Genomic DNA, 24,466 nt, shown 5'->3' with positions numbered 1-24,466 from the left:
GACCTAGAGGGCTAGGGCGGCGCTTGCTGGGCTACCGGCGGGTGGGGGCAGCAGCGTCGAGCCGACGCCCTCGGCGGCCAGGGCGACGCGCAGCCGGTGCAGGTCGGCGCCGAAGCGGACCAGGTCCATCGGGTCGACCGGCGCCGGGGCGGTGCCGAGCACCAGCGCGGTGGCGTCGGCGGGCCAGCCGGGCACCTCGGCGACCAGGCCGGCGCGTACCTCCGCCTCGTCGACAAGCGTGAAGACCGTGCCCGGGGTGACCACCCCGGCCACCGCGTCGAGCGCCCGCCGCACCGCGGCGGGGTCGATCGGCTCGGGGCCGACGGTCTCGACGAGGGTCGCGGCGTCGATCAGTCCGGCGGCCCGGGCCTCGGCGGTGCCCAACGAGAAGAGGTCCTGCGCGGCGTCCCGGACCAGCGCACGCGCGCCGCCGGAGTCGTCCGCCCCGGTGGCGGAGTCGTCCGCGCCGGTGGCGGGGAGGTAACCCCGCACCACGGCCACCGGCACCTGGTCACACTTACCCTTGATCAACTCTCCGGCGCCCGCCAGCTCGTCCACCACGGCCATCTGGGTGAGCTGGAGCTCGTTGCCGTACGGGTCGACCTCTCCCCGGTGATCGCGGATGGCCGGCATGCCGGCGACCCCGAGCGCGACGTCGGTCAGCCCGTTGCGCCAGGGCCGGCCCATGGTGTCGCTGACGATCACCGCGACGTCGAGGTCGTACCGTTCCCGCAGCGCGGCGCGCAGCTCCCGTGCCGACGCGTCCGGGTCCACGGGCAACAGCACCAGCCGGGTCTTGTCGACGTTCGACGCGTCGATCCCGGCGGACGCCATCACGAACCCGTGGTGGGTCTGCACGATCCGGGTCGCGCCCCGGCTGGCCACGACCCGCGCGGTCTCGCCGGCCAGCACCTCGTCGCGTGCGGCGAGCCGCTCCGGCCCGTCCGCCGGGACGTCGACCAGGCGCCCCTCCGCCTTGGAGACGATCTTGCTGGTCACCACCAGCACGTCGCCGTCGCGCAGCCACGGCGCGGCGGTGGCGATCAACGCCGCCAGGTCGTCGCCCTCGGTCACGTGGCCGATGCCCAGCACCGGCAGGATCTCCAGCCTCACGTCAACTCCACCGCGGCGCGGACCATCGCCGCCGTCGCCGCCTCGTCGGTCATCCGCAGCGGCACCGCGCGGACCGTCACCTCCGGCACCAGCGTGTCGGCGTCCTCCTCGGCGACCAGCCAGCCGTCCAGCAGGCCGCCGGCCGACCGGCCACCGTACAGGCGGCCCACCCCCGCGGCGCTGCACTCGACCCCGAGCACCTCGAGACAGCGGTCGGCCATACCGCGTACCGGCGCGCCGCCGATGATCGGCGACACACCCACCACCGGTGCCGGGCCGTCCACCACGGCCTCACGCATCCCGGGTACGGCGAGCACGGGCGCGACGCTCACCACCGGATTGCTCGGGGCGACGAGCACCAGGTCGGCCGATCCGATGGCGTCCAGCACACCCGGTGCCGGCTTCGCCGTCTCCGCGCCCACGAACACGAAACGGTGGGTCGGGATGTTCGCCCGGTACCGCACCCACCACTCCTGGAAGTGGATGGCCCGCTGGCCCTGGTCGTCCTCGGCAGCGGGTTCACCGCCGCCGCTGACGATGGCGTGGGTCTCCAGCCGGTCGTCTGTCGCCGGCAGCAGGCGTACGCCCGGTTGCCAGCGGCTCGCCAGCGCCTCGGTCACCGCGCTGAGCGGGTAACCACCGTTGAGCATGGTGCTGCGGACCAGGTGGGTGGCGATGTCCTTGTCGCCGAGGCCGAACCAGGTGGGCTCGACGCCGTACCCGGCCAGCTCCTCCTTGACCGTCCAGCTCTCACCGACCCGGCCCCAGCCCCGCTCCGGGTCGGCGCCGCCCCCGAGGGTGTACATGACGCTGTCCAGATCGGGGCAGATCTTCAACCCGTGCAGCCACAGGTCGTCACCGACGTTGACCACGGCGGTCACCTCGGCGCCGACCTCGCGGGCGTACGCCCGGACGCCGAGCAGGAACCGGGCGCCCCCGATGCCGCCGGCCAGAACCACGATGCGCATGTCGACCATCCTCGCGTACGTGACGCCTCCGGTCCGCCGGTGCCCGGGGAGACTAGGCTCACGTGCGCCCTGTCCGTCAATGCCCCGAGGGGGAGCTCGTGACCAGCCCCGCCGAGCCCGCGTCCGCCGACGCGACGCAGGCCCGCCAGCTGACCAAGCCACTGCGCGAACTGGGTGCGCTCGCCCTGCTCGGCGCGAACGCCGTGTTCCTCTTCGTGGGGCTTCTCCGGCTGCTCATTCCCGCCGACTACACCGACTTCACCGGTCGGGCGGGCAGTTCCTTCTTCTCGTTCGTCGGGGTGGAGGCGGTGGTCCTGCCGTTGCTGGCCGTGCTGCTGGCGACCCACGTCGCGCCGGTGCTGCCGAAGGCGAAGCTCATCACGCAGGTGGCGCTCGGCGAGTACGCGGTCAGCGCGTTGTTCGGAACGCTCACCATGCTGATCTGGACGGTCGGCCGGCTCGCCGAGGGGGAACTGCTCGACGCGCTGCTCGGCGTACTCACCCGGTTCGCCTGGCTGGTGATCTTCGCGGTGGCCGCCTGGGTGGTGTTCACGATCTGGCGGGCGTTCTACTACGTCCCGAAGCCCAAGCCGCAGCCGGGCGTCTACGGGCAGCCGCCGCAGGGCTGGCCGCAGCAGCACGGTGGTTGGCCGGCTCCGGGTCAGCCCGGTGGTCAGCCGCAGGCCGGTTGGCCCGCCCCCGGCCAGCCGGGCGGCTACCCGCAGGCGGGTCAGCCGGGCGGCTACCCGCAGGCGGGTCAGCCGGGCGGGTACCCGCCGGCGCAGTTCCCGGGCCAGTACGGCCAGCCGTCGCCGCCGTTCCAGGCTCCGCAGTCCGCGCCGCCGCACCAGCAGTCCGCCCCGCCGTTCCCGCAGTCCGCGCCGCCGTTCCCGCCGGCCCCGCAGTCCGCGCCGCCGTTCCCGCAGTCCGCGCCGCCGGCCAACCCGGGTCCGCAGTCCGCGCCGTCCGCGCCGCCGTTCGGGCAGCCGCCGTCGGCCGACCCGACCCAGACCATCCCGCGTCAGTCCGCCGAGCCGACCGAGGTCATCTCTCGCCCCGCCGACCCGGACAACGACCGCACCCAGCAGATCAAGCCGGGGGAGCACCCCGACCAGCCGCGCTGATCCGACGCTGGCACGGCCCGCCGAGCAGGGCGGGTCGCGCGTCGGCGGCTGGCACCTTCGCGTCGTCCTTTGCTCTGCTTCAACCCACGCAACACCCCGTGTCCGGTATCCGGACACGGGGTGTTGCCTCCGTTGAAGCAGAGCAAAGGCGGCAACGGAGGTGGGTGCCCGCCGTTCGCCGGGCGGCTGGCGGCCACGCGTGGCGGCGGCGGGAAGGTCCGGCGACCGACGATCGTGTGCCGTTTCCCGCCCTGCGGGCCGGGTCGGGTGGGGCGGGCTCGCGCTGCGCATAGGGTGAGCGGATGGTTGATCGCACCCACTCCGGTCCGAGCGAGGCGAGCGTTCGGCGGGCCCTGGGCCGGGCCGCCGCCGGCCGGGCGCTGGACCTTGACGAGGCGACCGCGCTGCTCGCCGCCCGTGGTGAGGCGCTTGACGAGCTGCTCCGGGTGGCCGGTCAGATCCGCGACGCCGGGCTGCGGGAGGCGGGGCGGCCGGGTGTCGTCACGTACTCGAAGAAGGTCTTCATCCCGCTGACCCGGCTCTGCCGGGACCGCTGCCACTACTGCACCTTCGCCACCGTGCCGCACCGCCTGCCGGCGCCGTTCCTGGACCGCGACGAGGTGCTGGCCATCGCCCGCGAGGGTGCCGCGCAGGGCTGCAAGGAGGCCCTGTTCACCCTCGGTGACCGGCCAGAGGAGCGGTGGCCGGCGGCCCGTGCCTGGCTGGACGAGCGCGGCTACGACTCCACCCTGGACTACCTGCGCGCCTGCGCGGTGGCCGTGCTGGAGGAGACGGGCCTGTTGCCGCACCTCAACCCGGGGGTGCTGTCCTGGTCGGAGCTGCAACGGCTCAAGCCGGTCGCGCCGAGCATGGGCATGATGTTGGAGACCACCGCCACCCGCCTGTGGTCCGAGCCGGGCGGCCCGCACTACGGCTCACCGGACAAGGAGCCGGCGGTCCGGCTGCGGGTGCTCGACGACGCGGGTCGGGTCGGGGTGCCGTTCACCACCGGACTGCTCATCGGCATCGGGGAGACGCCGGCCGAGCGGGTGGACGCGCTGTTCGCCATCCGTCGCGCCCACCGGGAGTACGGCCACCTCCAAGAGGTGATCGTGCAGAACTTCCGCGCCAAGCCGGACACGGCGATGCGGGGGATGCCCGACGCGGAGCTGCACGACCTGGCCGCCACGGTGGCCGTGGCCCGGCTGCTGCTCGGCCCCAAGGCCCGTATCCAGGCCCCGCCGAACCTCATCGCGGGCGAGTACAACCTGCTGCTGCGGGCCGGTATCGACGACTGGGGCGGCGTCTCGCCGCTCACCCCGGACCACGTGAATCCGGAGCGTCCGTGGCCCCAGATCGAGGAGCTGGCCCGGCACACCGAGCTGGCCGGGTTCACGCTGCGGGAGCGGTTGACGATCTACCCCGAGTACGTGCGGGCGGGTGACCCGTGGCTCGACCCGAGGCTGCTGCCGCACGTGTCCGCCCTCGCCGACCCGGAGACCGGCATGGCGGTCGAGTCGGCCCTTCCGCAGGGCCGGCCCTGGCAGGAGCCGGAGGAGGTGTTCGGCGGGCGGACCGATCTGCACGCCACCATCGACACCACCGGCCGGACCGACGACCGGCGCGGTGACTTCGACAGCGTCTACGGCGACTGGGCCGAGGTCGCCGGCAAGGTGACCCCGGAGGCGGCAGCGCGCCGGGTCGCCGTACCCCCGATGACGGCCGGCAGTGGCGCGGACCGTGACCTTGCGGCCGGGTTGCGGCTCGCGGCCGACGACCCGGCGGCGCTGCTCGACCCGGTCCACACCGACGCGGCGTTGGCGCTGTTCGCGGCGGACGGGCCGGCGCTGGACGAGCTGTGCCGCCTCGCCGACGACGTGCGCCGGGACGCGGTCGGCGACGACGTGACCTACGTGGTCAACCGCAACATCAACTTCAGCAACGTCTGCTACGTGGGCTGCCGGTTCTGCGCGTTCGCACAGCGTGAGCGGGACGCCGACGCCTACCGGCTCTCCGTCGACCAGGTCGCCGACCGCGCCCAGGAGGCCTGGGCGGCCGGTGCCAGCGAGGTCTGCCTCCAGGGCGGCATCGACCCGAAGATGCCGGTCACCGGGTATGCCGACATCGTCCGCGCCATCAAGGCGCGGGTGCCCGAGATGCACGTGCACGCGTTCTCCCCGATGGAGATCGTCACCGCCGCCGCCAAGGCGGGCGTGCCGGTCCGCGAGTGGCTGACCCAGCTCCGCGAGGCCGGCCTGGACACCATTCCGGGCACCGCCGCGGAGATCCTCGACGACGACGTGCGCTGGGTGCTGACCAAGGGCAAACTGCCGGCCGCCGCCTGGGTCGAGGTGGTCAGCACGGCCCACGAGCTGGGCATCCGGTCCAGCTCCACCATGATGTACGGCCATGTCGACCACCCTGGACAGTGGCTCGCGCACTTCCGGGTGCTGGCCGGTGTGCAGGACCGTACGGGTGGGTTCACCGAGTTCGTGGCCCTCCCGTTCGTGCACACCAACGCGCCGATCTACCTGGCCGGCATCGCCCGTCCCGGGCCGACCTGGCGGGAGAACCGGGTGGTGCACGCGATGTCCCGGCTGCTGCTGCACGGTCGGATCGACAACATTCAGTGCTCCTGGGTGAAGCTCGGCGACGAGGGTACGGTGGCGATGCTCCAGGGCGGCTGCAACGACCTGGGCGGCACGCTCATGGAGGAGACCATCTCCCGGATGGCCGGGTCCGGCAACGGTTCGGCGCGAACCGAGGAGCAGTTGCGGTCCATCGCGACGGCGGCCGGGCGCCCGGCGCGTAAGCGGACGACCGCATACGGTCACGTTCGGCGCTGAGGTCGAACCTTTTCCCGCCGTCGGCCGTACCAAGCGGCATGACCAGTGATCAGCGGAAGCGGCCCTGGCCGCGACTGACCCGCCGGCAGACGTTGACCGCCGCGGCCAGCGCCACCCTGGGCGCCGCCGCGCTCACCGTGCCGGGCCTGTCGGCTGCCCAGAACGCGCCGGGCGCGGCGGGTCGGGCCGACGAGCCGATCGTCGTGCACCTGCGCGACGCCGCGTCGGGAACGATGGACGTCTTCGTCGGTGAGTCCCGGATCGAGGTACGCGACCGCGGCCTCGCGGACCGGCTGCGCCGCGCCGCCAAGCGCTGACCAGCGTCTTCGCCCGGCGCTGACCAGCGCCCTCCGTTCCGCCATCAGTCCCCGCCCAGTGAGGTTGGTCCGCCATGTCTTCCCACCGCGAGGCCCCGGAGATAGCCAAGGATCCGGTCGCCGACAGCTCCGACCTCTACGCGTTCGTCAGCCCCGACAAGCCCGACACGGTCACGCTGATCGCCAACTACGTGCCGTTGCAGCTTCCGTCCGGGGGGCCGAACTTTTTCGAGTTCGGCGACGACGTGCGCTACGAGATCCACGTCGACAACAACGGTGACGGTCATCCCGACGTCACCTACCGGTTCGAGTTCACGACCGAGATCACCAACCCGAACAGCTTCCTCTACAACACCGGGCCGATCGAGTCGCTCGACAGCAAGAACTGGAACCGCCGGCAGTTCTACAGCCTGACCCGGATCACCGACGGCAAGGAACACCGGCTCGCGCACAAGCTGCCGTGCCCACCGTGCAACGTCGGCCCGCTGTCCACGCCGAAGTACGCCGACCTCGTACGCCAGGCCACGTACACCCTGTCGACGGGGGAGCGGGTCTTCGCCGGGCAACGCGCGGACGGCTTCTTCGTCGACCTGGGAGCGATCTTCGATCTCGGCACGCTGCGGCCCTTCCAGCAGTTGCACGTGGCCGGCAAGAAGATCTTCAAGGCCGAGGGGGAGCCGGTCAACGCCACCGACCGGATGAACGTGCACAGCATCGCCCTGCAGGTGCCGCTGAAGCAGGTGCGTCGCCGTGCCAACCGGTACGGTCCGGCGGACGCCGCGTCGGTGCTGGGGGTGTGGACGTCCGCGTCGCGCCGGCAGGTCCGGGTGCTCGGCGACCGGGGTGGGGCGGACACCTCAACCGGTCCGTTCACCCAGGTCTCCCGGCTGGGCAATCCGCTGTTCAACGAGGTCATCGTGCCGATGTCCAAGAAGGACCTGTGGAACTCGCTGCCGCCGTCGGAGGACAAGCGGTTCGCCCGGTTCGTCGAGCAGCCGGAGTTGGCCGCCCTGCTGCCGGCGCTCTACCCGGACGTCTTCCCCAACCTCGACAAACTCAACAAGTCCAAGAAGGCGCGGGCCGACCTGGTGGCGATCCTGCTCACGGGCGTGCCGGCCGGTCTGATCGACGGCTTCACGAATGCCACCGGCGACGTGCAGGCCGACATGCTGCGGTTGAACACGGCCATCGCGCCGAACCGCCGGCCGGACCGGTTCGGGGTGCTCGGCGGTGACCTGGCCGGCTTCCCCAACGGGCGGCGGGTCGGTGACGACGTGGTCAGCATCGCGCTGCGGGCGATCGCCGGGGTGACCGTACCGCTGGTGGACAAGACGTTCCGCCCGGACGCGGCGGCCGGCGCGGTCACCCCGGGGCTCAGCGCCGCCGACGTGACGGCGCCGTTCCTCGCGAACTTCCCCTACCTGGGTACGCCGTACGACGGGTTCAACAACCCGCCGGCGTCGTCCTGACGTCGGACGGGGGAGGGGCGATGCACGAACACACGTACGGGCCGTCGGAGACGGGGAGTGTCGTCCTCGACCTGGGCGGCGACACCGGCGCCCTGATCATCTACACCGGTCGGGATCTGCACGGCCGGGAGATCGAGATCAGCCGCGGTGACGATCGGCGGGTCCACTCGGCGGTCCGGGAGCGCCGGGTCCGGGACGGGTCGTTCCACAGTGCGGTCTATCCCGACCTTCCCGCCGGGATTTATACCGTCTGGTGGGACGAGAACACGTCCGCCGGCACGGTTTCTGTCCATGGTGGAGGGATAGCCGAGTTTGCCTGGCCGAGCAGCGGTTTTGGAGCTGCCGGCTGACCTCGAGGCACCCTGTTTCCCCTCGCACCCCGTCCACATCGTGGGCGGGGTGCGAACGCTGTCCACGGCTCGACGGGCAGTCTGCGTCGCGCCGCGTTAACCTGTCCCCCACCAAGATCAGCTTTGCGGAGGAGGAGCCGGTGCTCCACGGTCGGCGGACCGTCCGGGGGAGCGCCACGGCAGAAAAGTCGGGCAACTCGCCGGAGAGGGCGTTACTCGGCCGGGGTCTGAATCGATAGGGCAGGTTGCGAGGCTGGACGGTCCTGGTGGCCGGCCAGGGTTGTCGGGAGGGCGACTCCATTATCAAGTTTGGCTTGACGGCGCACGCATTACACGCGTGTAATTTGAATGGGGTTGTTCGCACGGAACGCAACAAAAGGGACCGGACGGACAAGCACGCCTTTCGCGTGGGGGGTTGCAGCGGCGATGACGCCGGTGCGCGACAAGGAGGCATTTGATGGACGGCCAGCTTGAGGTGGCCGACCTGCTCGGAAACGCGCCGGAGTGGCAGGAGCGGGCCTTGTGCTCGCAGACCGACCCCGAGGCGTTCTTTCCCGAGAAGGGCGGCTCGACCCGCGAGGCGAAGCGAATCTGCTCGCGCTGCGAGGTCAAGACCGAATGCCTCGAATACGCTCTCGGCCACGACGAGCGGTTCGGTATCTGGGGTGGGCTCTCGGAGCGGGAACGGCGCAAGTTGAAGCGGCGCGCCGCCTGATCGGTACGGCGTCGGGGGTGGTGCGGAGTCGAGGCGGTGGGGGCCGCCCGGCTCAGGCCAGCTCGTCGGGGTCGACCCCGAGCAGGTTCGCCACCTGCTCGATGATCACGTCATGGACGAGGTCGGCGAGATCTTCGCGGTCCATCGCCCGGAACTCCAGGGGTCGGCGGTACAGCACGATCCGGGGCGGCACCTCCTGGCGGCCGGGGCGACCCGGCAGCAGCCGGGCCAGCGGCACCTCGCCGTCCTCCAGCACATCCGAGTCGTAGACGTTCAGGTCCGGCGGAACGTCCTCGACCGCGAACTCGACGCCGGCCAGCTCCTTGGCGAAGCGTCGCTCCAACGTCTCGACGGTGTCCAGCACCAGGTCGTCGAAGACCTCCGCCTTGGTCCGCGCCAGCGGCACGGTCGCCGGCACCAGGCGCCCGCGCAGGCCACGCCCGTGCCGGTCGCGGTGCGCACGCCGGCCGGGGCCGGGGCGGCGGTGTTCCGGGCTCGTCATGAGGCAAAGGGTAGCCCCCGTCCCGGGTCGGCCAGCGGCACCGCCGCCAGCGTGGCGCGGCGCGACCCGAGCCGCGAATTGTGATCACCACGACGGGCGTGTCGCAACGCGAACCGGTGCGCCGGACCCGGTAATGGGGATACCCTGCCGCACGTGAGGTCACCACGGCGCTGCTCCCGTAACGGCTGCCCCCGGCAAGCGGTCGCCACATTGACCTATGTCTACAACGAGTCCACCGCCGTGGTCGGCCCGTTGGCGGCGTTCGCCGAGCCACACACGTACGACCTGTGTGAGCAGCACGCCCGCAGCCTCACCGCGCCGCGCGGCTGGGACGTGGTCCGGCACGAGGGTGAGTTCGAGCCGCCCCCGCCCACCACGGACGACCTGGTCGCGCTGGCCGAGGCGGTGCGCGAGGCGGCCCGCCCGGCGCCCCGCCCGCCGGAGCCCGACCAGCCCCACCCGGAAAACCCCCACCAGACCGGCCGCCGGGGCCACCTCCGGGTGATTCCCCCCAACCACTGACCCGCAGCGGTCACTGGCCCAGGAGGCGGGCGAGGGTCTTTGCCCTGTGGGAGGGGCGATCGGTCCGGGTTTCCTTGGCGTCGGCGCTGGTCATGACGCGCAGGGCCGCGTTCATCGCCAGCCAGCGCAGGGGTTCCGGTTCCCAGCTCGGGGAGCGGTGGCCTACCCAGGGCAGGGCCGTCAGCTCGGTGCGCTCGCCGCGGATCAGGTCGGCCAGGGTCCGGCCGGCGAGGTTGCTGGCACCCACGCCGTCCCCGACGTAGCCCCCCGCCCAGGCCAGCCCGTTGGCCCGGTCGAACCCGACGGAGGCGGTCCAGTCCCGGGCCACCCCGAGCGGTCCACCCCAGGTGTACGCCACCGGAACGTCCGGCCCGAGCACTCCGAAAAGCTCGCCCAGGGTCCGCCGCAGCGCCGCGAAGACCCGTGGCTCCCGGTCGTGGCCGGGAGAGATCCGGGACCCGAAATGGTACGGCGCACCGCGCCCGCCGAAGGCCAACCGCCCGTCGGCGGTCCGCTGGCCGTAGATGATCACGTGCCGGTGGTCGGAGAACGTCTCCCGCTCCGGCAGACCTATCCGCTCCCAGGTCTGCTCCGGCAGCGGCTCGGTGGCGACCATCAGCGAATAAACCGGTGCCACCGTGCGACGCAGACCAGGCAGCATGGGCGTGTACCCCTCGGTGGCCCGTACCACCACCGACGCCCGCACGCTGCCCGCCTCGGTGACCGCCGCGCCGGCCCGGATCGCGGTCACCGTGGTCCGCTCGTGGATCCTCACCCCGAGGCGTTCCACCGCCCGTGCGAGACCACGCACCAGCTTCGCCGGGTGCACTGTCGCGCAGTGCGGTGTGTACGTCCCACCGCGTACCCCCTCGGCGGCGCAACGGGCGGCGACCTCGCCGGGGCCGAGAAAGGTCAGGTGGTCGTCGCCGAAGCCGAACGCGCGGGCCTCGTCCACGGCGGCCCGGGCCCGGGCGAGCTGCGGACCGGTGCGGGCGAGCGTGACGGTGCCGCCGTCCGCCCAGTCGCAGTCGATGCCCTCGGCCGCGACCACCCGGCCCACCGCGGGGACGGTGTCGTGCATCGCCCGCTGCATGGCAACCGCCGCGTCGCGGCCGTGCCTCCGGGCCAACCCGGTCAGCGACGTGGGTAGGAGCGCGGAGCACCAGCCACCGTTGCGCCCCGACGCCCCGTACCCCGCGATCTCCTTCTCCAGGACGACGACCCGCAGCGTCGGGTCGGCCCGAGCCAGGTGGTACGCCGTCCACAGCCCGGTGTAGCCGCCACCCACGATCACCACGTCGGCGTCCGTGTCGCCGGGCAGTGGGGGCCGAGGGGTCAGTGGCTCGTCCAGGCTGGACAGCCAGTACGACAGCTCCTGGTAGCGCACGCTCAGAGCCGTGTCCACGCCTCGGTCAGCACCGTGCGGAGGATCTGCTCGATCTCGTCGAAGTGTCGCTGCTCGGCGATCAGCGGCGGGGCGAGCTGGATGACCGGGTCACCCCGGTCGTCAGCCCGGCAGTAGAGGCCTGCCTGGAACAGCGCGGTGGACAGGAAGCCGCGCAGCAGCCGCTCCGACTCGGCCTCGTCGAAGGTCTCCCGGGTGGTCTTGTCCTTGACCAGCTCGATGCCGTAGAAGTAGCCGTCGCCCCGGACGTCGCCGACGATCGGCAGGTCGTGCAGCTTCTCCAGGGTGGCGCGGAACGCGTCCTCGTTGGCGCGTACGTGCCCGACGAGGTCCTCGCGGGCGAACACCTCGAGGTTGGCGAGGGCGACCGCGCAGGACACCGGGTGCCCACCGAAGGTCACCCCGTGGGCGAACATGCCGGTCTCGGTCAGGAACGGCTCCATCAGTCGGTCGCTGGCGATCATCGCGCCGAGCGGGGCGTACCCGGAGGTGATGCCCTTGGCGGTGGTGATGATGTCCGGCTGGTAGCCGTAGCGGACCGCCCCGAAGTACTCGCCGAGCCGACCCCACGAGCAGATCACCTCGTCGGAGACGAGCAGCACGTCGTACGCGTCGCAGATCTCCCGCACCCGCTCGAAGTAGCCGGGAGGGGGCGGGAAGCAGCCGCCGGAGTTCTGCACCGGCTCCAGGAAGACGGCGGCGACGGTGTCCGGCCCCTCTCGCTCGATGGCCCGGCCGATCTCGTCGGCGGCCCACCGGCCGAACGCCTCGGGGTCGTCGCCATGCTCCGCCGCCCGGTAGAAGTTGGTGTTCGGCACCTTGATCCCGCCGGGCACCAGCGGCTCGAAGTCGCTCTTGATGCCGGGTAGGCCGGTGATCGACAGCGCGCCCATCGAGGTGCCGTGGTACGCGATGTAGCGGCTGACAACCTTGTACTTGTTGGGCTGGCCGGTGCGCTTGAAGTACGCCCGGGCCAGCTTCCACGCCGCCTCGACGGCCTCGGAGCCGCCGGTGGTGAAGAAGACCCGGTTCAGGTCGCCGGGCGTGAGCGAGGCGATCTTCTCGGCCAGCTCGACGGCCGTCGGGTGGGCGTACGACCAGAGCGGGAAGTACGCCAGCTCGCCGGCCTGCTTGGCGGCGGCCTCGGCCAGCTCGGTGCGGCCGTGGCCGGCGTTGACGACGAACAGCCCGGCGAGCCCGTCGAGGTAGCGGCGGCCCTGCGCGTCCCAGATGTACGCGCCCTCGCCGCGCACGATGGTCGGCACCTCCCCGGCGGAGTAGCTCGCCATCCGGGTGAAGTGCATCCAGAGGTGGTCGGTCGCGTCGGCCATGTCAGCCCCATCGATCGTCGGGCCGGTCAAGGGGTGAAGCCGGCCGCTCTGCCCACGGTTATCGCACAGTCCGGTGCCTGTCGGCAAGTGGTATCAGTGGTCTAGATGGCTGGGTGCGACGGAATCAGCGAGCAGTAGCAGCCTGGGCAACGGATTTCGCATCGGCGCGCGGGGTTGGATGGTATGGGGTGGGACGCTGTCGAGCTGCCCCAGATGTGGGGTGGGCCGGCCTGCCTCCCGGGGCCGCCGCGCGCCCGCGCCTGGCCCGTGCGCCCGCGCCTGGCCCGCGCACCCGCGCCTGGCCCGCGCGCCCGCGCCTGGCCTGCGCGCCCGCGCCTGGCCCGCGCGCCCGCGCCTGGCCTGCGCGCCCGCGCTCGGCCTGCGCGCCCGCGCCTGGCCTGCGCGCCCGCGCTCGGCCTGCGCGCCCGCGCCTGGCCTGCGCTTCCTGCCGTTGATCAACTCCGCTTCGCTGAAGTCGCGGTATCAGGGTGCGGTTGATACCGCGACATCGGCGAAGTCGAGTGGATCAACGGCAGGGTTGGCCCGCGTGTGCGTCGGGACGCTGGTGGGACACCTTGGGGGCGGTTCGAGGGCGTCCTGGATGCGTGCCAACACGTCCGACCGCAACACGCCGGTCGGCCGCAGACATCGACACTCAGCGTGGCTAACGTGCGGCGCAGCGTGCACCAGGCGGATCGGCGCTGCGCACCCGTGCGGAGCCGCGCCGTGCGGAGCCGCGCCGTGCGGAGCCGCGCCGTGCGGAGCCGCGCCGTGCGGAGCTGTGCGTGTGGCCGGGAGGCGGGAGGAGTCCGATGGCGAACGAGGCGTTGCGGGTGGCGATGGCCGAGGCGGGGGAGACGGTCGAGTCGTTGGCCGAGAAGGTCCACGTCGACCCGAAGACGGCGGGGCGGTGGCTGGCGTCCGGGCGCATCCCGCATCCGCGTACCCGGATCGCGGTCGCCGAGATCCTGCGCCGGGACGCGGCGGATCTCTGGCCGGAGCCGTTCCGCCGCCGGGACCTGCCGTGGTTCCGACCGTGGGCCGAGCTGGAGCAGGACGCCATCAGTCTGCGGTGGTACGAGCCGCTGCTCGTGCCGGGCCTGCTCCAGACCGAGGGGTACGCCCGAGCGATCCTGAACACCGGCGGGCTGGTCCCGCCCTCCGAAGTGGACGAAATCGTGGCGAGCCGCATTGACCGGCAGGCAGTGCTTCGCCGCGACGCTCCACCCCAGCTCGTCGCGGTGCTCGACGAGGTGGTGCTGCGCCGGCCCGTCGGGGACGGGTCCGTGATGGCCGGGCAGCTCGGGCACCTCGCCTCGGCTGCGGAGTGCGAGCACGTGCAGGTCCGGGTCATTCCCGCCGAGAGCCCGTGGCACACCGGGTTGGCCGGACCGTTCATCTTGGGTCGTCTGCCCGACGGGACCGAATTGGCGTATCTCGACAACCAGCTCCGCGGTCAGGTCGTGACCGATCCTCTCGACGTGGCTAGCCTGGGACGCAGGTGGGAGAGCGTCACCGGTGAGGCGTTGCCTCAACGTCAGTCGATCGAGCTGATCAGGGAAGTGGCCGCGACATGGACATGACCGACGCGCGCTGGCGCACGGCGACCCGCAGCAGCAACAACGGCGGCGCGTGCGTGGAGGTGGCCGACAATCTGCCCGGCCGGGTGCTGGTCCGCGACAGCAAGGACCGCGACGGTGGCACCCTGACCTTCGCGCCGACCGCCTGGGCGTCGTTCGTCGGCGCGGTCCGGCCGACGGCACGCTGATCCACTCGGGATCCTGGAAACCGGGGCATCCGAGCGCCCGGGACACCCCGACTTCCTGCAAACCGAGTCGATCAAGCAACAGTAAGAACGAGCCGTCAGGCCGTACCCCAGGTGTAGGTCTGTTTGCGGAGCTTGAGGTAGACGAACGCCTCGGTGGAGAGCACCCCGGGTACCGCGCGTAGCCGTTGCAGGATCTCCAGCAGGTGGTCGTCGTTGCGGCAGACCACCTCGGTGAGCAGGTCGAACGATCCGGCGGTGATGACGACGTAGTCGACCTCGTCGAGTTCGGCGAGCCGGTCGGCGACGGCCTCCAGGTCGCCGTCGGTACGCAGCCCGATCATCGCCTGGCGGGGGAAGCCGAGCTGGAGGGGATCGGTCACGGCGACGATCTGCATGACGCCGGAGTCGAGCAGTCGCTGTACCCGCTGGCGGACCGCCGCCTCGGAGAGGCCGACCGCTTTGCCGATGGTGGCGTACGGCCGGCGGCCGTCCTCCTGAAGCTGCTCGATGATCTGCTTGGCCACGTCGTCCAGCAGAGCGTGGTTGGCACCTTCACGCACAGCGACACGGCGACCGCCGCCGCCGCTCTCGTGCTGCCGGTTCGTCATCGTGCGCTCCCCATGTCCCGAATCGTGATGTCGCGCGTGTGTCCCCGCGCAGTCTGGCGTATTTCGTCGTCAACTGCTAATCCCGCAACGGAATCCCTTGTAAGGGAGGTTTCCTCATGTCAGGATCAGTGCTCCCTGGCACTTGACCCTCCCGACATTCCCGCCGGCGCGCCTCCCCCCGTCCCGCCGCCGACGATGACCCCCCTAGGAGTCGTCATGCGTACTCCCCTCCGGCCTTTCTCCCGGCGTGGACTGCTCACCGGCACCCTCGGCTCGGCCGCCCTCCTCGCCGCGGGCGGCAGCCTCGCCGGCTGTGGCACCAAGGGCGCCCAGCAGACCGAGGCCGGCTGCGTCAGCGAGGACCTGTCCGCCACGGAGAAGAAGCTCGCCTTCTCCAACTGGCCGCAGTACATGGACGTCGACGAGAAGGACGAGTCCAAGCGGCCGAGCCTGGACGAGTTCATCACGAAGACCGGCATCCAGGTGACCTACACCGAGGACATCAACGACAACAACGAGTTCTTCGGCAAGGTGCAGAACCAGTTGGCCGCCTGCCAGAGCACCGACCGGGACATCATCGTGCTGACCGACTGGATGGCGGCGCGGATGATCCGGCTCGGCTGGATCCAGAAGCTCGACCCGGCGAAGATCCCGAACGTGCAGGCGAACCTGCTGCCGTCGCTGCTCAAGCGCCCCTTCGACACCGAGAACCGGATCTCGATCCCGTGGCAGTCCGGCCTGGCCGGGTTGGCGTACAACGGCAGCGTCACCAAGGAGCTGCGGACCGTCGACGAGCTGCTGACCCGCCCCGACCTCAAGGGCAAGGTGACGGCGCTGAGCGAGATGCGCGACACGATGGGTCTGCTGCTCGGCTCCAACGGGCACGATCCGTCCAACTTCACGGCGGCCCAGTTCGACGACGCGCTCAACAAGCTCAAGAAGGCCGTCGACTCCGGGCAGATCCGCAAGTTCACCGGCAACGACTACGCACCCGACCTGGCCAAGGGCGACATCGCCGCGTGTATCGGCTGGTCCGGGGACGTCATCCAGCTATCCGGTGAGAACGAGAAGGTGCAGTTCGTCGCGCCCGACTCCGGCGTGATGCTCTACAGCGACAACATGTTGGTCCCCAACAAGGCCGCCCACAAGGGCAACGCCGAGGCGCTGATCAACTACTACTACGAGCCGGCCGTCGCCGCGAAGCTCGCCGCGTACGTCAACTACATCTGCCCGGTCAAGGGCGCCCAGGCCGAGATGGAGAAGATCGACCCGGATCTGGCCGCCAACCCGCTGATCTTCCCGGACGACGCGCTGCTGGCGAAGTCCAAGGTCTTCATGGCTCTGGACGAGAAGCAGGAGAAGGAGTACGAGGGCAAGTTCCAGCAGGTCATCGGGGCGTGACGGGGATGACGCGCGAGACACCCGCAGGCGATCTGCGCCTGGCCGACCTCACCAAGCGGTTCGGCATCTTCACCGCCGTCGACGACCTCAGCCTGACGATCGGCCAGGGCTCGTTCTTCGCGCTGCTCGGCGCGTCCGGCTGCGGCAAGACCACCACCCTGCGGATGATCGCCGGGCTGGAGGAGCCGACAAGCGGTCAGGTGCTGCTCGGCGACACCGACATCGCCCGGCTGCGGCCGTACAAGCGGCCGGTCAACACGGTCTTTCAGAGCTACGCGCTCTTTCCGCACCTCACCATCTTCGAGAACGTGGCCTTCGGGCTGCGCCGCCGCGGCATCCGCTCGGTCGACGACGAGGTCCGGCGGATGCTGTCGCTGGTACAACTCGACGGCTTCGGCCCGCGCCGCCCGGCGCAGCTCTCCGGCGGCCAGCAGCAGCGGGTCGCGCTGGCTCGCGCGCTGATCAACAAGCCGCAGGTGCTGCTGCTCGACGAGCCGCTGGGCGCGCTCGACCTCAAGCTGCGCCGGCAGATGCAGATCGAGCTGAAGCGCATCCAGACCGAGGTGGGCATCACCTTCGTGCACGTCACCCACGACCAGGAGGAGGCCATGACCATGGCCGACACCGTCGCGGTGATGAACGCCGGCCGCATCGAGCAGCAGGGCGCCCCGGCCGACATCTACGAGTTCCCGGCCACCGCGTTCGTGGCGAACTTCCTCGGCCAGTCCAACCTCCTCGCCGGCGAGGCCGCCGGCACCAGCGGCGGCGAGGTCGCGGTGACGGCGCACGGTTCGCGCTTCACCGTGCCCGCCGGCCGCTCACGCGCCGACCGGGGTCCGGTCCACCTGGGGGTACGCCCGGAGAAGCTGCAACTGGTCGGCTCCGCCGACCAGGTCCCCCAAGGACACCAACACGTCACCGGTGTGGTCACCGACGCCTCCTACGTGGGCGTCAGCACGCAGTATCTGCTGCGCACCGGCTGGGGCACCGAGGTGTCGGTCTTCGCCGCGAACAGCGGTGCGGCGACGCGGGTGCCGGTCGGCGGCGAGGCCGTAGCGTACTGGGATCCACGGCACGCGTTCCTGCTGCCGCGCGACGCCGCCGACACCGACCGGACGTCTCCGGTGCTCGACGAGCCGGTGGGTGCGTCGTCGTGACCCTCCTGGCGCCCACCAAGGCGGGTCAGCCGCCGCCCACGGCACCGGCAGCCCGGTCCGGGCGGTACCGCCTCCTGCCGTACCTGCTGCTGTTGCCCGGCGCGGCCTGGCTGCTCGTCTTCTTCGGTGTGCCGCTGGTGCAGCTCGCCGCCGCGAGCCTGTACGACCCCGGCGGCTCGCTCTCCACCGGGTACGCGATGACCTGGGCGTTCGGCAACTACCCGGACGTCGTGCAGGCGTACTGGCCGCAGCTCCTGCGCTCGTTCGGCTACGCCGGGCTGGCCCTGGTGGTGGCGCTGCTGCTCGGCTACCCGCTGGCGTACGCGATCGCGCAGAAGGCCGGCCGGTGGAAGAACCTGCTGCTGGTCTGCGTGGTCGCGCCCATGTTCACCAGCTTCCTGGTCCGTACGCTGGCCTGGAAGACGATCCTTTCGGACAACGGCGCGCTCGTCGGCCTGCTGCGCGACGTGCACCTGCTCGCCCCCGACGGTCGGCTGTTGGCCACGCCGTTCGCGGTGGTGCTCGGCCTCACGTACAACTTCCTGCCGTTCCTCGTGCTGCCGCTGTACGCGAGCCTGGAGCGGCTCGACGGGCGGCTGCTGGAGGCGGCCACCGACCTGTACGCGAGCCCGGTGCAGGCGTTCCGTCGGGTGACCCTGCCGCTGTCGATGCCCGGCCTGGTCGCCGGCACGCTGCTGTTCTTCATCCCGGCCAGCGGCGACTACATCAACGCCGAACTGCTCGGCACGCCCAACGAGTACATGGTCGGCAACGTCATCGACTCGGCGTTCCTGGTCCGGCTGGACTACCCGCAGGGCGCGGCCCTGTCGTTCCTGCTGATGGCGGCGATCCTCGCGGTGGTCTTCGGCTACCTGCGGCGGGCGGGGACGGAGGAGGTGCTGTGAGGATTTCGCGCTGGCTGGCGGACCGCTGGGTGATGATCGTGGCGCTGCTGGTGCTCGGCTACCTGTCGCTGCCGATCCTGGTGGTGGCCGGACTGTCGTTCAACCGCCCGTCGAGCCGACTGTCGTACGACTTCAACGAGTTCACCCTCGACAACTGGCGGCAGCCCTGCGCCACCTCGGACATGTGCGACGCGGTCGTGCGCAGCGTGCAGATCGGCTTCCTCGCCACGGTCGTGGCCACCGTGCTCGGCACGCTGATGGCGTTCGCGCTGGTCCGGCACCGCTTCCGGGGTCGGGCCGGCGTCAACGTGCTGATCTTCCTGCCGATGGCGACCCCCGAGCTGGTCATGGGCACGTCGCTGCTGGCCCTGTTCGTCTCGGCCGGGGTGCCGCAGGGCTTCTGGACCATCGTCATCGCGCACGTCATGTTCTGCGTGTCGTTCGTGGTGGTCACCGTGAAGGCGCGGCTCGCCGGGATGGACCGGCGGCTGGAGGAGGCCGCCATGGACCTCTACGCCAGCGAGTGGCAAACGTTCCGGCGGATCACCCTGCCGCTGGTGCTGCCCGGCATCGTGGCCGCCGCCCTGCTGGCGTTCTCGTTGAGCTTCGACGACTTCATCATCACGAACTTCAACGCCGGCACGACCGTCACGTTCCCGATGTACGTCTGGGGCGCTGCCCAGCGGGGCATCCCGCCGCAGGTCAACGTCATCGGCACCGCGATGTTCGCGATCGCGCTGCTGCTGGTCGGGCTCAGCTCGCTGCGCGGACGACGGGAACGCCGCGCCAACCTGCTGGCCGTGCCGACCCCGCAGGCGCGGCGGCCGTCATGACGTCCGCGCACGTCGGCCGGGCGCTGGCCGACGCGGCGACCGTGCCGTACTGGCTCGACCGCAAGGAGCGACCCGACCCGTTGCCGCCGCTCACCGGCGCGCAGACCGCCGACCTGCTCGTCATCGGCGGCGGGTACGGCGGGCTCTGGGCCGCCCTGGAGGCCAAGCGCGCCGACCCGGACCGCGACGTGCTCCTCGTCGACGCGGGCACCTGCGGGTGGGCCGCGTCCGGGCGCAACGGCGGGTTCTGCGCCGCCTCGCTGACCCACGGCCTCGCCAACGGCGTCGACAGGTTCCCCGACGAGGTCGGCGAGCTGGAACGCCTGGGCCGGGAGAACCTGGACGCCATCGCCGCCACCGTCGCGGAATTCGACATCGACTGCGACTTCGAGCGCACCGGTGAGCTGGCCGTCGCCGTCGAGCCGTACCAACTCGACGGGCTGGCCGCCGACGCGGACCTGGCCCGCCGGTACGGCCACCGGGTGCGGCTGCTCGACCGGGACGAGGTGCGCGCCGAGGTGCACTCGCCGACGTACCTGGGTGGCCTGTTCGACGCCGACCGGGTGGCCATGGTGGACCCTGCGAAGCTGGCCTGGGGATTGCGCCGCGCCTGCCTCGACCTGGGCGTACGCGTGCACGAACACACCCGGGTCACCGGGCTGCGCGCCGACGGCGTCGCACTGCGGGCGGACACCCTCGGCACCGACCCCGCCGAGCTGGCCGGCTCTGCCGACCTGGCTGGCCCTGCCGCACCCGCGGACCTGGCTGGCCCTGCCGCAAACACCGACCTGGCCGGCTCTGCCGCAACCGGGCGGGGCCGCCCCGGCGTCGTGCGTGCCCGCCGGATCGTGCTGGCCACCAACGCGTTTCCGCCGCTGCTGCGCCGGCTGCGCGCGTACGTGGTGCCCGTCTACGACCACGTCCTGATGACCGAGCCGCTCAGCCCGGCGCAGCGCGACGCGATCGGCTGGCGCAACCGGCAGGGGCTCGCCGACACCGGCAACCAGTTCCACTACTACCGGATCACCCGCGACGGGCGGATCCTCTTCGGCGGCTACGACGCCGTCTACCACTACGGCAACCGGGTCGCCCCGGAGCTGGAACAGCGTCCGGCCACCTTCACCACCCTCGCGCAGCACTTCTTCACCACGTTCCCGCAGCTCGCGGACGTGCGCTTCAGCCACCGCTGGGGCGGTGTCATCGACACCTGCACCCGGTTCTGCCCGTTCTACGGCACCGCCTTCGGCGGTCGGCTGGCGTACGCCGCCGGCTACACCGGCCTCGGCGTCGGCGCGACCCGCTTCTCCGCCCGTGTCCTCCTCGACCTGCTGGCCGGCGGGGACACCCCGCTGACCCGGCTCGACCTCGTCCGCCGCAAGCCCCTGCCATTCCCGCCGGAACCCGTCCGCGCGGTCGGCATCAATCTCACCCGCCGGTCGATGGCCCGTGCCGATGCGCGTGGGGGCCGGCGTGACCTGTGGCTCCGTACTCTCGATCGTCTTGGTTTGGGGTTTGATTCCTGATGCGTGTCCTGCTCGTCGGCGCCGGTGGCGTCGGCTCCGCCGCCGTAGCCATCGCCGCCCGACGGACCTTCTTCGAGACGATGGTCGTGGCCGACCACGACCCGCAGCGCGCGGCCCGCGCGGTGGCCGGGCACGGCGGCCGCTTCGTCGCCGCCCAGGTCGATGCCTCCTCGGCCGACGCGATCACCGCGCTGTGCCGGGAACACCGGATCACCCACGTGTTCAACGCCGTCGACCCGCGCTTCGTCATGCCCATCTTCGACGGCGCGTTCGCGGCCGGCGCGGACTACCTGGACATGGCGATGTCGCTCTCGCACGCCGACACGGGCGTGCGGCTCGGCGACGAACAGTTCGCGCAGGCCGACGCCTGGTCGGCGGCCGGTCGGCTGGCGCTCGCCGGCATCGGCGTGGAACCGGGACTGTCCGATGTGTTCGCCCGGTACGCCGCCGACCAGCTGTTCAGCGAGATCGACGAGATCGGTGTGCGGGACGGCGCGAACCTCGCCGTCGACGGGTACGACTTCGCGCCCTCGTTCTCGATCTGGACCACGATCGAGGAATGCCTCAACCCGCCGGTGATCTGGGAGGCCGACCGCGGCTGGTACACCACCGAGCCGTTCAGCGAGCCGGAGGTCTTCGACTTCCCGGAGGGGATCGGCCCGGTCGAGTGCGTCAACGTCGAGCACGAGGAGGTGCTGCTCATCCCGCGCTGGGTGAAGGCCCGTCGGGTCACCTTCAAGTACGGGCTCGGCGAGGAGTTCATCGACGTCCTGAAGACGCTGCACAAGCTCGGCCTGGATTCCACCCGGCCGGTCTCCGTGCGAGGTGCCTCCGTGTCTCCCCGGGACCTGGTGGCGGCCTGCCTGCCCGACCCCGCCACCCTCGGCGCGCGCATGCGCGGCAAGACCTGCGCCGGCACCTGGGTGCGCGGGCTCGGCCCGGACGGGCGACCCCGGGAGGTCTACCTCTACCACGTGGTCGACAACGAGTGGTCGATGAGCGAGTACGGCCACCAGGCGGTCGTCTGGCAGACCGCCGTCAACCCGGTGGTGGCGCTCGAACTGCTCGCCACCGGCACGTGGACCGGCGCAGGGGTGCTAGGCCCGGAAGCCCTACCCCCGGTGCCCTTCCTCGACCTCCTCACCGCCTACGGATCACCGTGGGGGATGCAGGAACGTTCAACAGCGTGAGCTCCCCGCTCCCGCCCCGCGCCCCGCCCGCCCCGCGCCCCGCCCGCCCCGCGCCCCGCCCACCCGCCTCGTCGATCTTGCGGTTTCTGTTGCGGCATAACTCGCTTATGGGGCATAGCGTCGACAGGAAGCGCAAGATCGACGAGGCGGGTGCGAGGTAGGGCGCGGTGGGGCGGCCTCGGGGCGGGCGGATGACGGCAAGCTGACAGTCTCGTGGGGAGCCCTGGGGGCTCGTGGCGAGGGCCCTGGGGATTGCGGGATTTGGTTGTTTGGCGGGGATTTCGTGTCGGGTTGACCGCACTATCGGCCCAGGTTCGACGAGCCCAACGGCCAGTCGACCCGTCGACTCGTCGCCCACCCGACACGGTCGGCGATGCATGTCGCGCCCGATGATCGACTGTCACCCGGCGAACGGCGCAGGCGATCGACGCGACGGTGGATATTGCGGACAGTGATTGCGACGACACTTCTCCGCGTGACGATGCAACCACCACCCGGGCCTGCGCATCCACCGCCGTACGGCCCCGGACCTCAGTCATCCGCCGTCCCGAACTGGTTCCGCCGTGCCAGCCCGGGCCGCCGCACCGCGGTGATCCTCGGCTCGGTGATGCTCTCCGTCCTGCTGCTCTGCTGTGCCGGTACCGCCATCGTCGGGGCGCTGGCCGGCGAACCGGACCCGAAGCGCACCGGCACGGCCGCCGACGAGGCGCAGCGTCCCATCGCCGCTGCGCCCGCCGAACCGACACAGGACGCGCTCGCCGAGGCGCAGACGCCGGGAGCGGCGCCCTCGACTGCCGCACCTACCAGCGCTGCGCCCTCCAGCGCTGCGGCCTCGCCCGTGGTGCGGGTGACGACCGTGACGGAGCGGGCCACCGTCCGCCACGGCGCGCGCACCGTAAAGGACGCCTCGCTCGCCGAGGGCAAGCGCGTGGTCCGCACGAAGGGCGTGGACGGCGTGAGGACGCTGACCTACGAGGTGACCACCACCGACGGAGTGCAGACCGGCAAGAAGCTGGTCAAGTCCACGGTGACGAAACAACCGGTTACCGAGGTCGTCGCCGTCGGCACGAAGAAGAAGTCCAACTGCGACCCGAACTACAGCCCCTGCGTCCCGATCGCCAGCGACGTCGACTGCGCCGGCGGCAGCGGCAACGGCCCGGCCTACGTCAGCGGAGTAGTCAAGGTGATCGGCGAAGACATCTACGACCTGGACCGCGACAACGACGGCTACGGCTGCGACTAACCCCCACTCCGCCTAGTCGCGTCGATCATGGAGTTGTGGTGGGCAGAAGACGCCGATTCGAGGCTTTCCGGCGGCACCACAACTCCATGATCGGCCCCGTTGGGAGTCAGGGCATAGCACGTTGGACGCTTTTTTGGGGGTTTTGCACAGGGCTGGACTTTATCCACAGAGTGCTGGGGTGGGGTGGAGGGTTCGGGGCTCGGTGACGCAGATTCCGCGGTATGGCAGAGCGTCTTTATCGATACTCCGAGCTACTCAGTGCCGGCCTCAGTCGCGAGCAGGTGCGCAGGATCGTTGGGCTATCCCAGTTGCACCGGCTGTCGCGGAGTATCTACGCGCCATCGGCCGACCGGAGTGGGCACCTGCCGGCGATCTTCCGGCGTCTGCCCGACACTGCTGTGGTCGGATATCACACCGGCGCACAACTGCACGGTTTCGGCGACCTCCGCAGCCCCGACGTGCACGTCATCGTTCCAGCGGGGGAGCGCGTACCACACATTCGGGGAGTCGTGGCCCACGAGTCGGTGTTGCCCGTAGGTGATCCGGTGCTTCTGGATGGTGTGCCCTGTGCACCCGCTGCTCGATGTGCCGTGGATCTGGCGCGATCCGTGCGCCGGATGGACGCGATGCCACTGCTGGACCTGTGTCTTCGGGTCGGCGCTTGCCAACCTGACGAACTCCTGGTCGAAGTCGCTCGGCACGAGCGCCTGCGGGGGATCTGTCAGGCGCGCGAGCTGGTCAGCCGCGCCGATGCCCGGGCGGAGTGCCGACAGGAGAGTCAGCTACGCCTTGTGTTGATCGACGGCGGCCTGCCACCGCCAGAGCCTCAGCTGTGGGTGTCGGACAACAACGGGATACCGCTCTACCGCCTCGACCTTGGTTACCGGCTACACCGAGTCGGTATCGAGTACGACGGTTTGTCCCATCTCAACCGCGCCCGCCTCCAAAGCGATCGATCTCGATTGAACTGGCTCGCAGCAAACGGATGGCAGATGCGCTACTTCACCGATCTTGACCTCTACCGTCGCCCGACCCACATCATCCGAACCCTAAGCCCCCTCCTCCACCCATAGCCACTCCACAAACCGCCCCGGCACGGTCGTCCGCCTGCTCCGGTTCGGTGACGTTCTCGGCGGAGGCCGGTGCGCCGGCGGCGACCAGCGACCGGTTCCCGGT

General features: G+C 71.2%; 23 protein-coding genes. 17 read left to right on the top strand and 6 right to left on the bottom strand.

Annotated elements, in window-relative coordinates:
* Positions 1-3 precede the first annotated feature (3 nt).
* Positions 4-1,113: a coenzyme F420-0:L-glutamate ligase gene (locus tag ABZ272_RS31530; protein ID WP_355053586.1), complete on the bottom strand. Its 1,110-nt coding sequence runs from the start codon at positions 1,111-1,113 to the stop codon at positions 4-6.
* Entirely contained in the window at positions 1,110-2,081 is a 972-nt protein-coding gene (gene cofD, locus ABZ272_RS31525; protein ID WP_355053585.1) for a 2-phospho-L-lactate transferase, read from the bottom strand. Before cofD ends, ABZ272_RS31530 begins: the two co-directional genes overlap by 4 nt.
* 98 nt (positions 2,082-2,179) lie before the next feature.
* Here cofD and ABZ272_RS31520 point away from each other — a divergent pair, with 98 nt between their 5' ends.
* The 6 genes from ABZ272_RS31520 (at position 2,180) to ABZ272_RS31495 (ending at position 8,902) form a co-directional block, all read left to right on the top strand.
* Positions 2,180-3,205 carry a hypothetical protein gene (locus ABZ272_RS31520; RefSeq protein WP_355053584.1) on the top strand — a complete coding sequence of 342 codons (1,026 nt, stop codon included), beginning with the start codon at positions 2,180-2,182 and terminating at the stop codon, positions 3,203-3,205.
* A gap of 302 nt (positions 3,206-3,507) precedes the next feature.
* Positions 3,508-6,051 carry a bifunctional FO biosynthesis protein CofGH gene (locus tag ABZ272_RS31515; RefSeq protein ID WP_355053583.1) on the top strand — a complete coding sequence of 848 codons (2,544 nt, stop codon included), beginning with the start codon at positions 3,508-3,510 and terminating at the stop codon, positions 6,049-6,051.
* Between the two features lie 38 nt (positions 6,052-6,089).
* Positions 6,090-6,368, top strand: a complete 279-nt coding sequence (locus ABZ272_RS31510; protein ID WP_355053582.1) for a hypothetical protein — start codon at positions 6,090-6,092, stop codon at positions 6,366-6,368.
* 74 nt (positions 6,369-6,442) lie between these two features.
* Positions 6,443-7,837, top strand: coding sequence for a DUF4331 domain-containing protein (locus ABZ272_RS31505; protein ID WP_355053581.1), 1,395 nt, complete (start codon positions 6,443-6,445; stop codon positions 7,835-7,837).
* A 20-nt stretch (positions 7,838-7,857) separates the two neighbouring features.
* Positions 7,858-8,187, top strand: coding sequence for a phospholipase (locus ABZ272_RS31500; RefSeq protein ID WP_355053580.1), 330 nt, complete (start codon positions 7,858-7,860; stop codon positions 8,185-8,187).
* Between the two features lie 457 nt (positions 8,188-8,644).
* Complete coding sequence (locus ABZ272_RS31495; protein ID WP_007455784.1) at positions 8,645-8,902, top strand: WhiB family transcriptional regulator; 258 nt, start codon at positions 8,645-8,647, stop codon at positions 8,900-8,902.
* Positions 8,903-8,954: 52 nt separating this feature from the next.
* On the opposite strand, the gene ABZ272_RS31490 is transcribed toward ABZ272_RS31495, so the two are convergent.
* The gene (locus ABZ272_RS31490) at positions 8,955-9,404 is read right to left on the bottom strand and encodes a metallopeptidase family protein (protein WP_007455785.1); all 450 of its coding nucleotides are present in this window, start codon (positions 9,402-9,404) and stop codon (positions 8,955-8,957) included.
* A 153-nt stretch (positions 9,405-9,557) separates the two neighbouring features.
* Between ABZ272_RS31490 and ABZ272_RS31485 the strand changes: the two genes are divergently transcribed.
* Complete coding sequence (locus ABZ272_RS31485; RefSeq protein ID WP_355053579.1) at positions 9,558-9,926, top strand: DUF3499 domain-containing protein; 369 nt, start codon at positions 9,558-9,560, stop codon at positions 9,924-9,926.
* Positions 9,927-9,936: 10 nt separating this feature from the next.
* Here ABZ272_RS31485 and ABZ272_RS31480 read toward each other — a convergent pair whose 3' ends face one another.
* Both ABZ272_RS31480 and ABZ272_RS31475 read right to left on the bottom strand, forming a co-directional pair.
* Positions 9,937-11,331, bottom strand: coding sequence for an FAD-binding oxidoreductase (locus ABZ272_RS31480; protein ID WP_355053578.1), 1,395 nt, complete (start codon positions 11,329-11,331; stop codon positions 9,937-9,939).
* The gene (locus tag ABZ272_RS31475; protein WP_355053577.1) at positions 11,316-12,662 is read right to left on the bottom strand and encodes an aspartate aminotransferase family protein; all 1,347 of its coding nucleotides are present in this window, start codon (positions 12,660-12,662) and stop codon (positions 11,316-11,318) included. Before ABZ272_RS31475 ends, ABZ272_RS31480 begins: the two co-directional genes overlap by 16 nt.
* Positions 12,663-13,474: 812 nt before the next feature.
* Here ABZ272_RS31475 and ABZ272_RS31470 point away from each other — a divergent pair.
* Entirely contained in the window at positions 13,475-14,245 is a 771-nt protein-coding gene (locus ABZ272_RS31470) for a helix-turn-helix transcriptional regulator (protein WP_355053576.1), read from the top strand.
* Positions 14,236-14,430: a DUF397 domain-containing protein gene (locus ABZ272_RS31465; protein WP_355053575.1), complete on the top strand. Its 195-nt coding sequence runs from the start codon at positions 14,236-14,238 to the stop codon at positions 14,428-14,430. Before ABZ272_RS31470 ends, ABZ272_RS31465 begins: the two co-directional genes overlap by 10 nt.
* Positions 14,431-14,525: 95 nt before the next feature.
* Here the strand turns inward: ABZ272_RS31465 and ABZ272_RS31460 are convergent, their stop codons facing one another.
* Positions 14,526-15,038: an Lrp/AsnC family transcriptional regulator gene (locus ABZ272_RS31460; RefSeq protein ID WP_355053574.1), complete on the bottom strand. Its 513-nt coding sequence runs from the start codon at positions 15,036-15,038 to the stop codon at positions 14,526-14,528.
* Between the two features lie 216 nt (positions 15,039-15,254).
* Between ABZ272_RS31460 and ABZ272_RS31455 the strand changes: the two genes are divergently transcribed.
* From ABZ272_RS31455 to ABZ272_RS31420, 8 genes are all read left to right on the top strand, one after another.
* Positions 15,255-16,439 (top strand): spermidine/putrescine ABC transporter substrate-binding protein, encoded by a 1,185-nt coding sequence (locus ABZ272_RS31455; protein WP_355053573.1) that lies wholly within the window; start codon positions 15,255-15,257, stop codon positions 16,437-16,439.
* 5 nt (positions 16,440-16,444) lie between these two features.
* Positions 16,445-17,596, top strand: coding sequence for an ABC transporter ATP-binding protein (locus tag ABZ272_RS31450; protein WP_355053572.1), 1,152 nt, complete (start codon positions 16,445-16,447; stop codon positions 17,594-17,596).
* Positions 17,593-18,501 (top strand): ABC transporter permease, encoded by a 909-nt coding sequence (locus ABZ272_RS31445; RefSeq protein WP_355053571.1) that lies wholly within the window; start codon positions 17,593-17,595, stop codon positions 18,499-18,501. Before ABZ272_RS31450 ends, ABZ272_RS31445 begins: the two co-directional genes overlap by 4 nt.
* Positions 18,498-19,334, top strand: coding sequence for an ABC transporter permease (locus ABZ272_RS31440; protein ID WP_355053570.1), 837 nt, complete (start codon positions 18,498-18,500; stop codon positions 19,332-19,334). Before ABZ272_RS31445 ends, ABZ272_RS31440 begins: the two co-directional genes overlap by 4 nt.
* Positions 19,331-20,857, top strand: coding sequence for an FAD-dependent oxidoreductase (locus ABZ272_RS31435; RefSeq protein WP_355053569.1), 1,527 nt, complete (start codon positions 19,331-19,333; stop codon positions 20,855-20,857). Before ABZ272_RS31440 ends, ABZ272_RS31435 begins: the two co-directional genes overlap by 4 nt.
* Positions 20,857-22,047 (top strand): saccharopine dehydrogenase C-terminal domain-containing protein, encoded by a 1,191-nt coding sequence (locus tag ABZ272_RS31430; RefSeq protein ID WP_355053568.1) that lies wholly within the window; start codon positions 20,857-20,859, stop codon positions 22,045-22,047. The genes ABZ272_RS31435 and ABZ272_RS31430 overlap by 1 nt, the downstream gene beginning before the upstream one ends.
* A 607-nt stretch (positions 22,048-22,654) precedes the next feature.
* The gene (locus ABZ272_RS31425) at positions 22,655-23,290 is read left to right on the top strand and encodes a G5 domain-containing protein (protein WP_355053592.1); all 636 of its coding nucleotides are present in this window, start codon (positions 22,655-22,657) and stop codon (positions 23,288-23,290) included.
* A gap of 221 nt (positions 23,291-23,511) precedes the next feature.
* The gene (locus tag ABZ272_RS31420; protein WP_355053567.1) at positions 23,512-24,363 is read left to right on the top strand and encodes a hypothetical protein; all 852 of its coding nucleotides are present in this window, start codon (positions 23,512-23,514) and stop codon (positions 24,361-24,363) included.
* Positions 24,364-24,466: the final 103 nt, after the last annotated feature.

It is taken from the genome of Micromonospora sp. NPDC005979 (genome assembly GCF_040614415.1).
Taxonomy (GTDB): domain Bacteria; phylum Actinomycetota; class Actinomycetes; order Mycobacteriales; family Micromonosporaceae; genus Micromonospora.
Note: the sequence above shows the minus strand (reverse complement) of the source record. Positions and strands in the feature narration are given on the sequence as shown.

Bases quoted from the DNA above. Each gene is read 5' to 3' on its own strand.
- ABZ272_RS31425 (WP_355053592.1), top strand. From the start codon at position 22,655: ATGCTCTCCGTCCTGCTGCTCTGCTGTGCCGGTACCGCCATCGTCGGG.
- ABZ272_RS31510 (WP_355053582.1), top strand. From the start codon at position 6,090: ATGACCAGTGATCAGCGGAAGCGGCCCTGGCCGCGACTGACCCGCCGG.
- ABZ272_RS31435 (WP_355053569.1), top strand. From the start codon at position 19,331: ATGACGTCCGCGCACGTCGGCCGGGCGCTGGCCGACGCGGCGACCGTG.
- ABZ272_RS31430 (WP_355053568.1), top strand. From the start codon at position 20,857: ATGCGTGTCCTGCTCGTCGGCGCCGGTGGCGTCGGCTCCGCCGCCGTA.
- ABZ272_RS31490 (WP_007455785.1), bottom strand. From the start codon at position 9,404: ATGACGAGCCCGGAACACCGCCGCCCCGGCCCCGGCCGGCGTGCGCAC.
- ABZ272_RS31420 (WP_355053567.1), top strand. From the start codon at position 23,512: ATGGCAGAGCGTCTTTATCGATACTCCGAGCTACTCAGTGCCGGCCTC.
- ABZ272_RS31515 (WP_355053583.1), top strand. From the start codon at position 3,508: ATGGTTGATCGCACCCACTCCGGTCCGAGCGAGGCGAGCGTTCGGCGG.
- ABZ272_RS31460 (WP_355053574.1), bottom strand. From the start codon at position 15,038: ATGACGAACCGGCAGCACGAGAGCGGCGGCGGCGGTCGCCGTGTCGCT.
- ABZ272_RS31475 (WP_355053577.1), bottom strand. From the start codon at position 12,662: ATGGCCGACGCGACCGACCACCTCTGGATGCACTTCACCCGGATGGCG.
- ABZ272_RS31500 (WP_355053580.1), top strand. From the start codon at position 7,858: ATGCACGAACACACGTACGGGCCGTCGGAGACGGGGAGTGTCGTCCTC.
- ABZ272_RS31465 (WP_355053575.1), top strand. From the start codon at position 14,236: ATGGACATGACCGACGCGCGCTGGCGCACGGCGACCCGCAGCAGCAAC.
- ABZ272_RS31470 (WP_355053576.1), top strand. From the start codon at position 13,475: ATGGCGAACGAGGCGTTGCGGGTGGCGATGGCCGAGGCGGGGGAGACG.
- ABZ272_RS31495 (WP_007455784.1), top strand. From the start codon at position 8,645: ATGGACGGCCAGCTTGAGGTGGCCGACCTGCTCGGAAACGCGCCGGAG.
- ABZ272_RS31455 (WP_355053573.1), top strand. From the start codon at position 15,255: ATGCGTACTCCCCTCCGGCCTTTCTCCCGGCGTGGACTGCTCACCGGC.
- cofD (WP_355053585.1), bottom strand. From the start codon at position 2,081: ATGCGCATCGTGGTTCTGGCCGGCGGCATCGGGGGCGCCCGGTTCCTG.
- ABZ272_RS31450 (WP_355053572.1), top strand. From the start codon at position 16,445: ATGACGCGCGAGACACCCGCAGGCGATCTGCGCCTGGCCGACCTCACC.
- ABZ272_RS31505 (WP_355053581.1), top strand. From the start codon at position 6,443: ATGTCTTCCCACCGCGAGGCCCCGGAGATAGCCAAGGATCCGGTCGCC.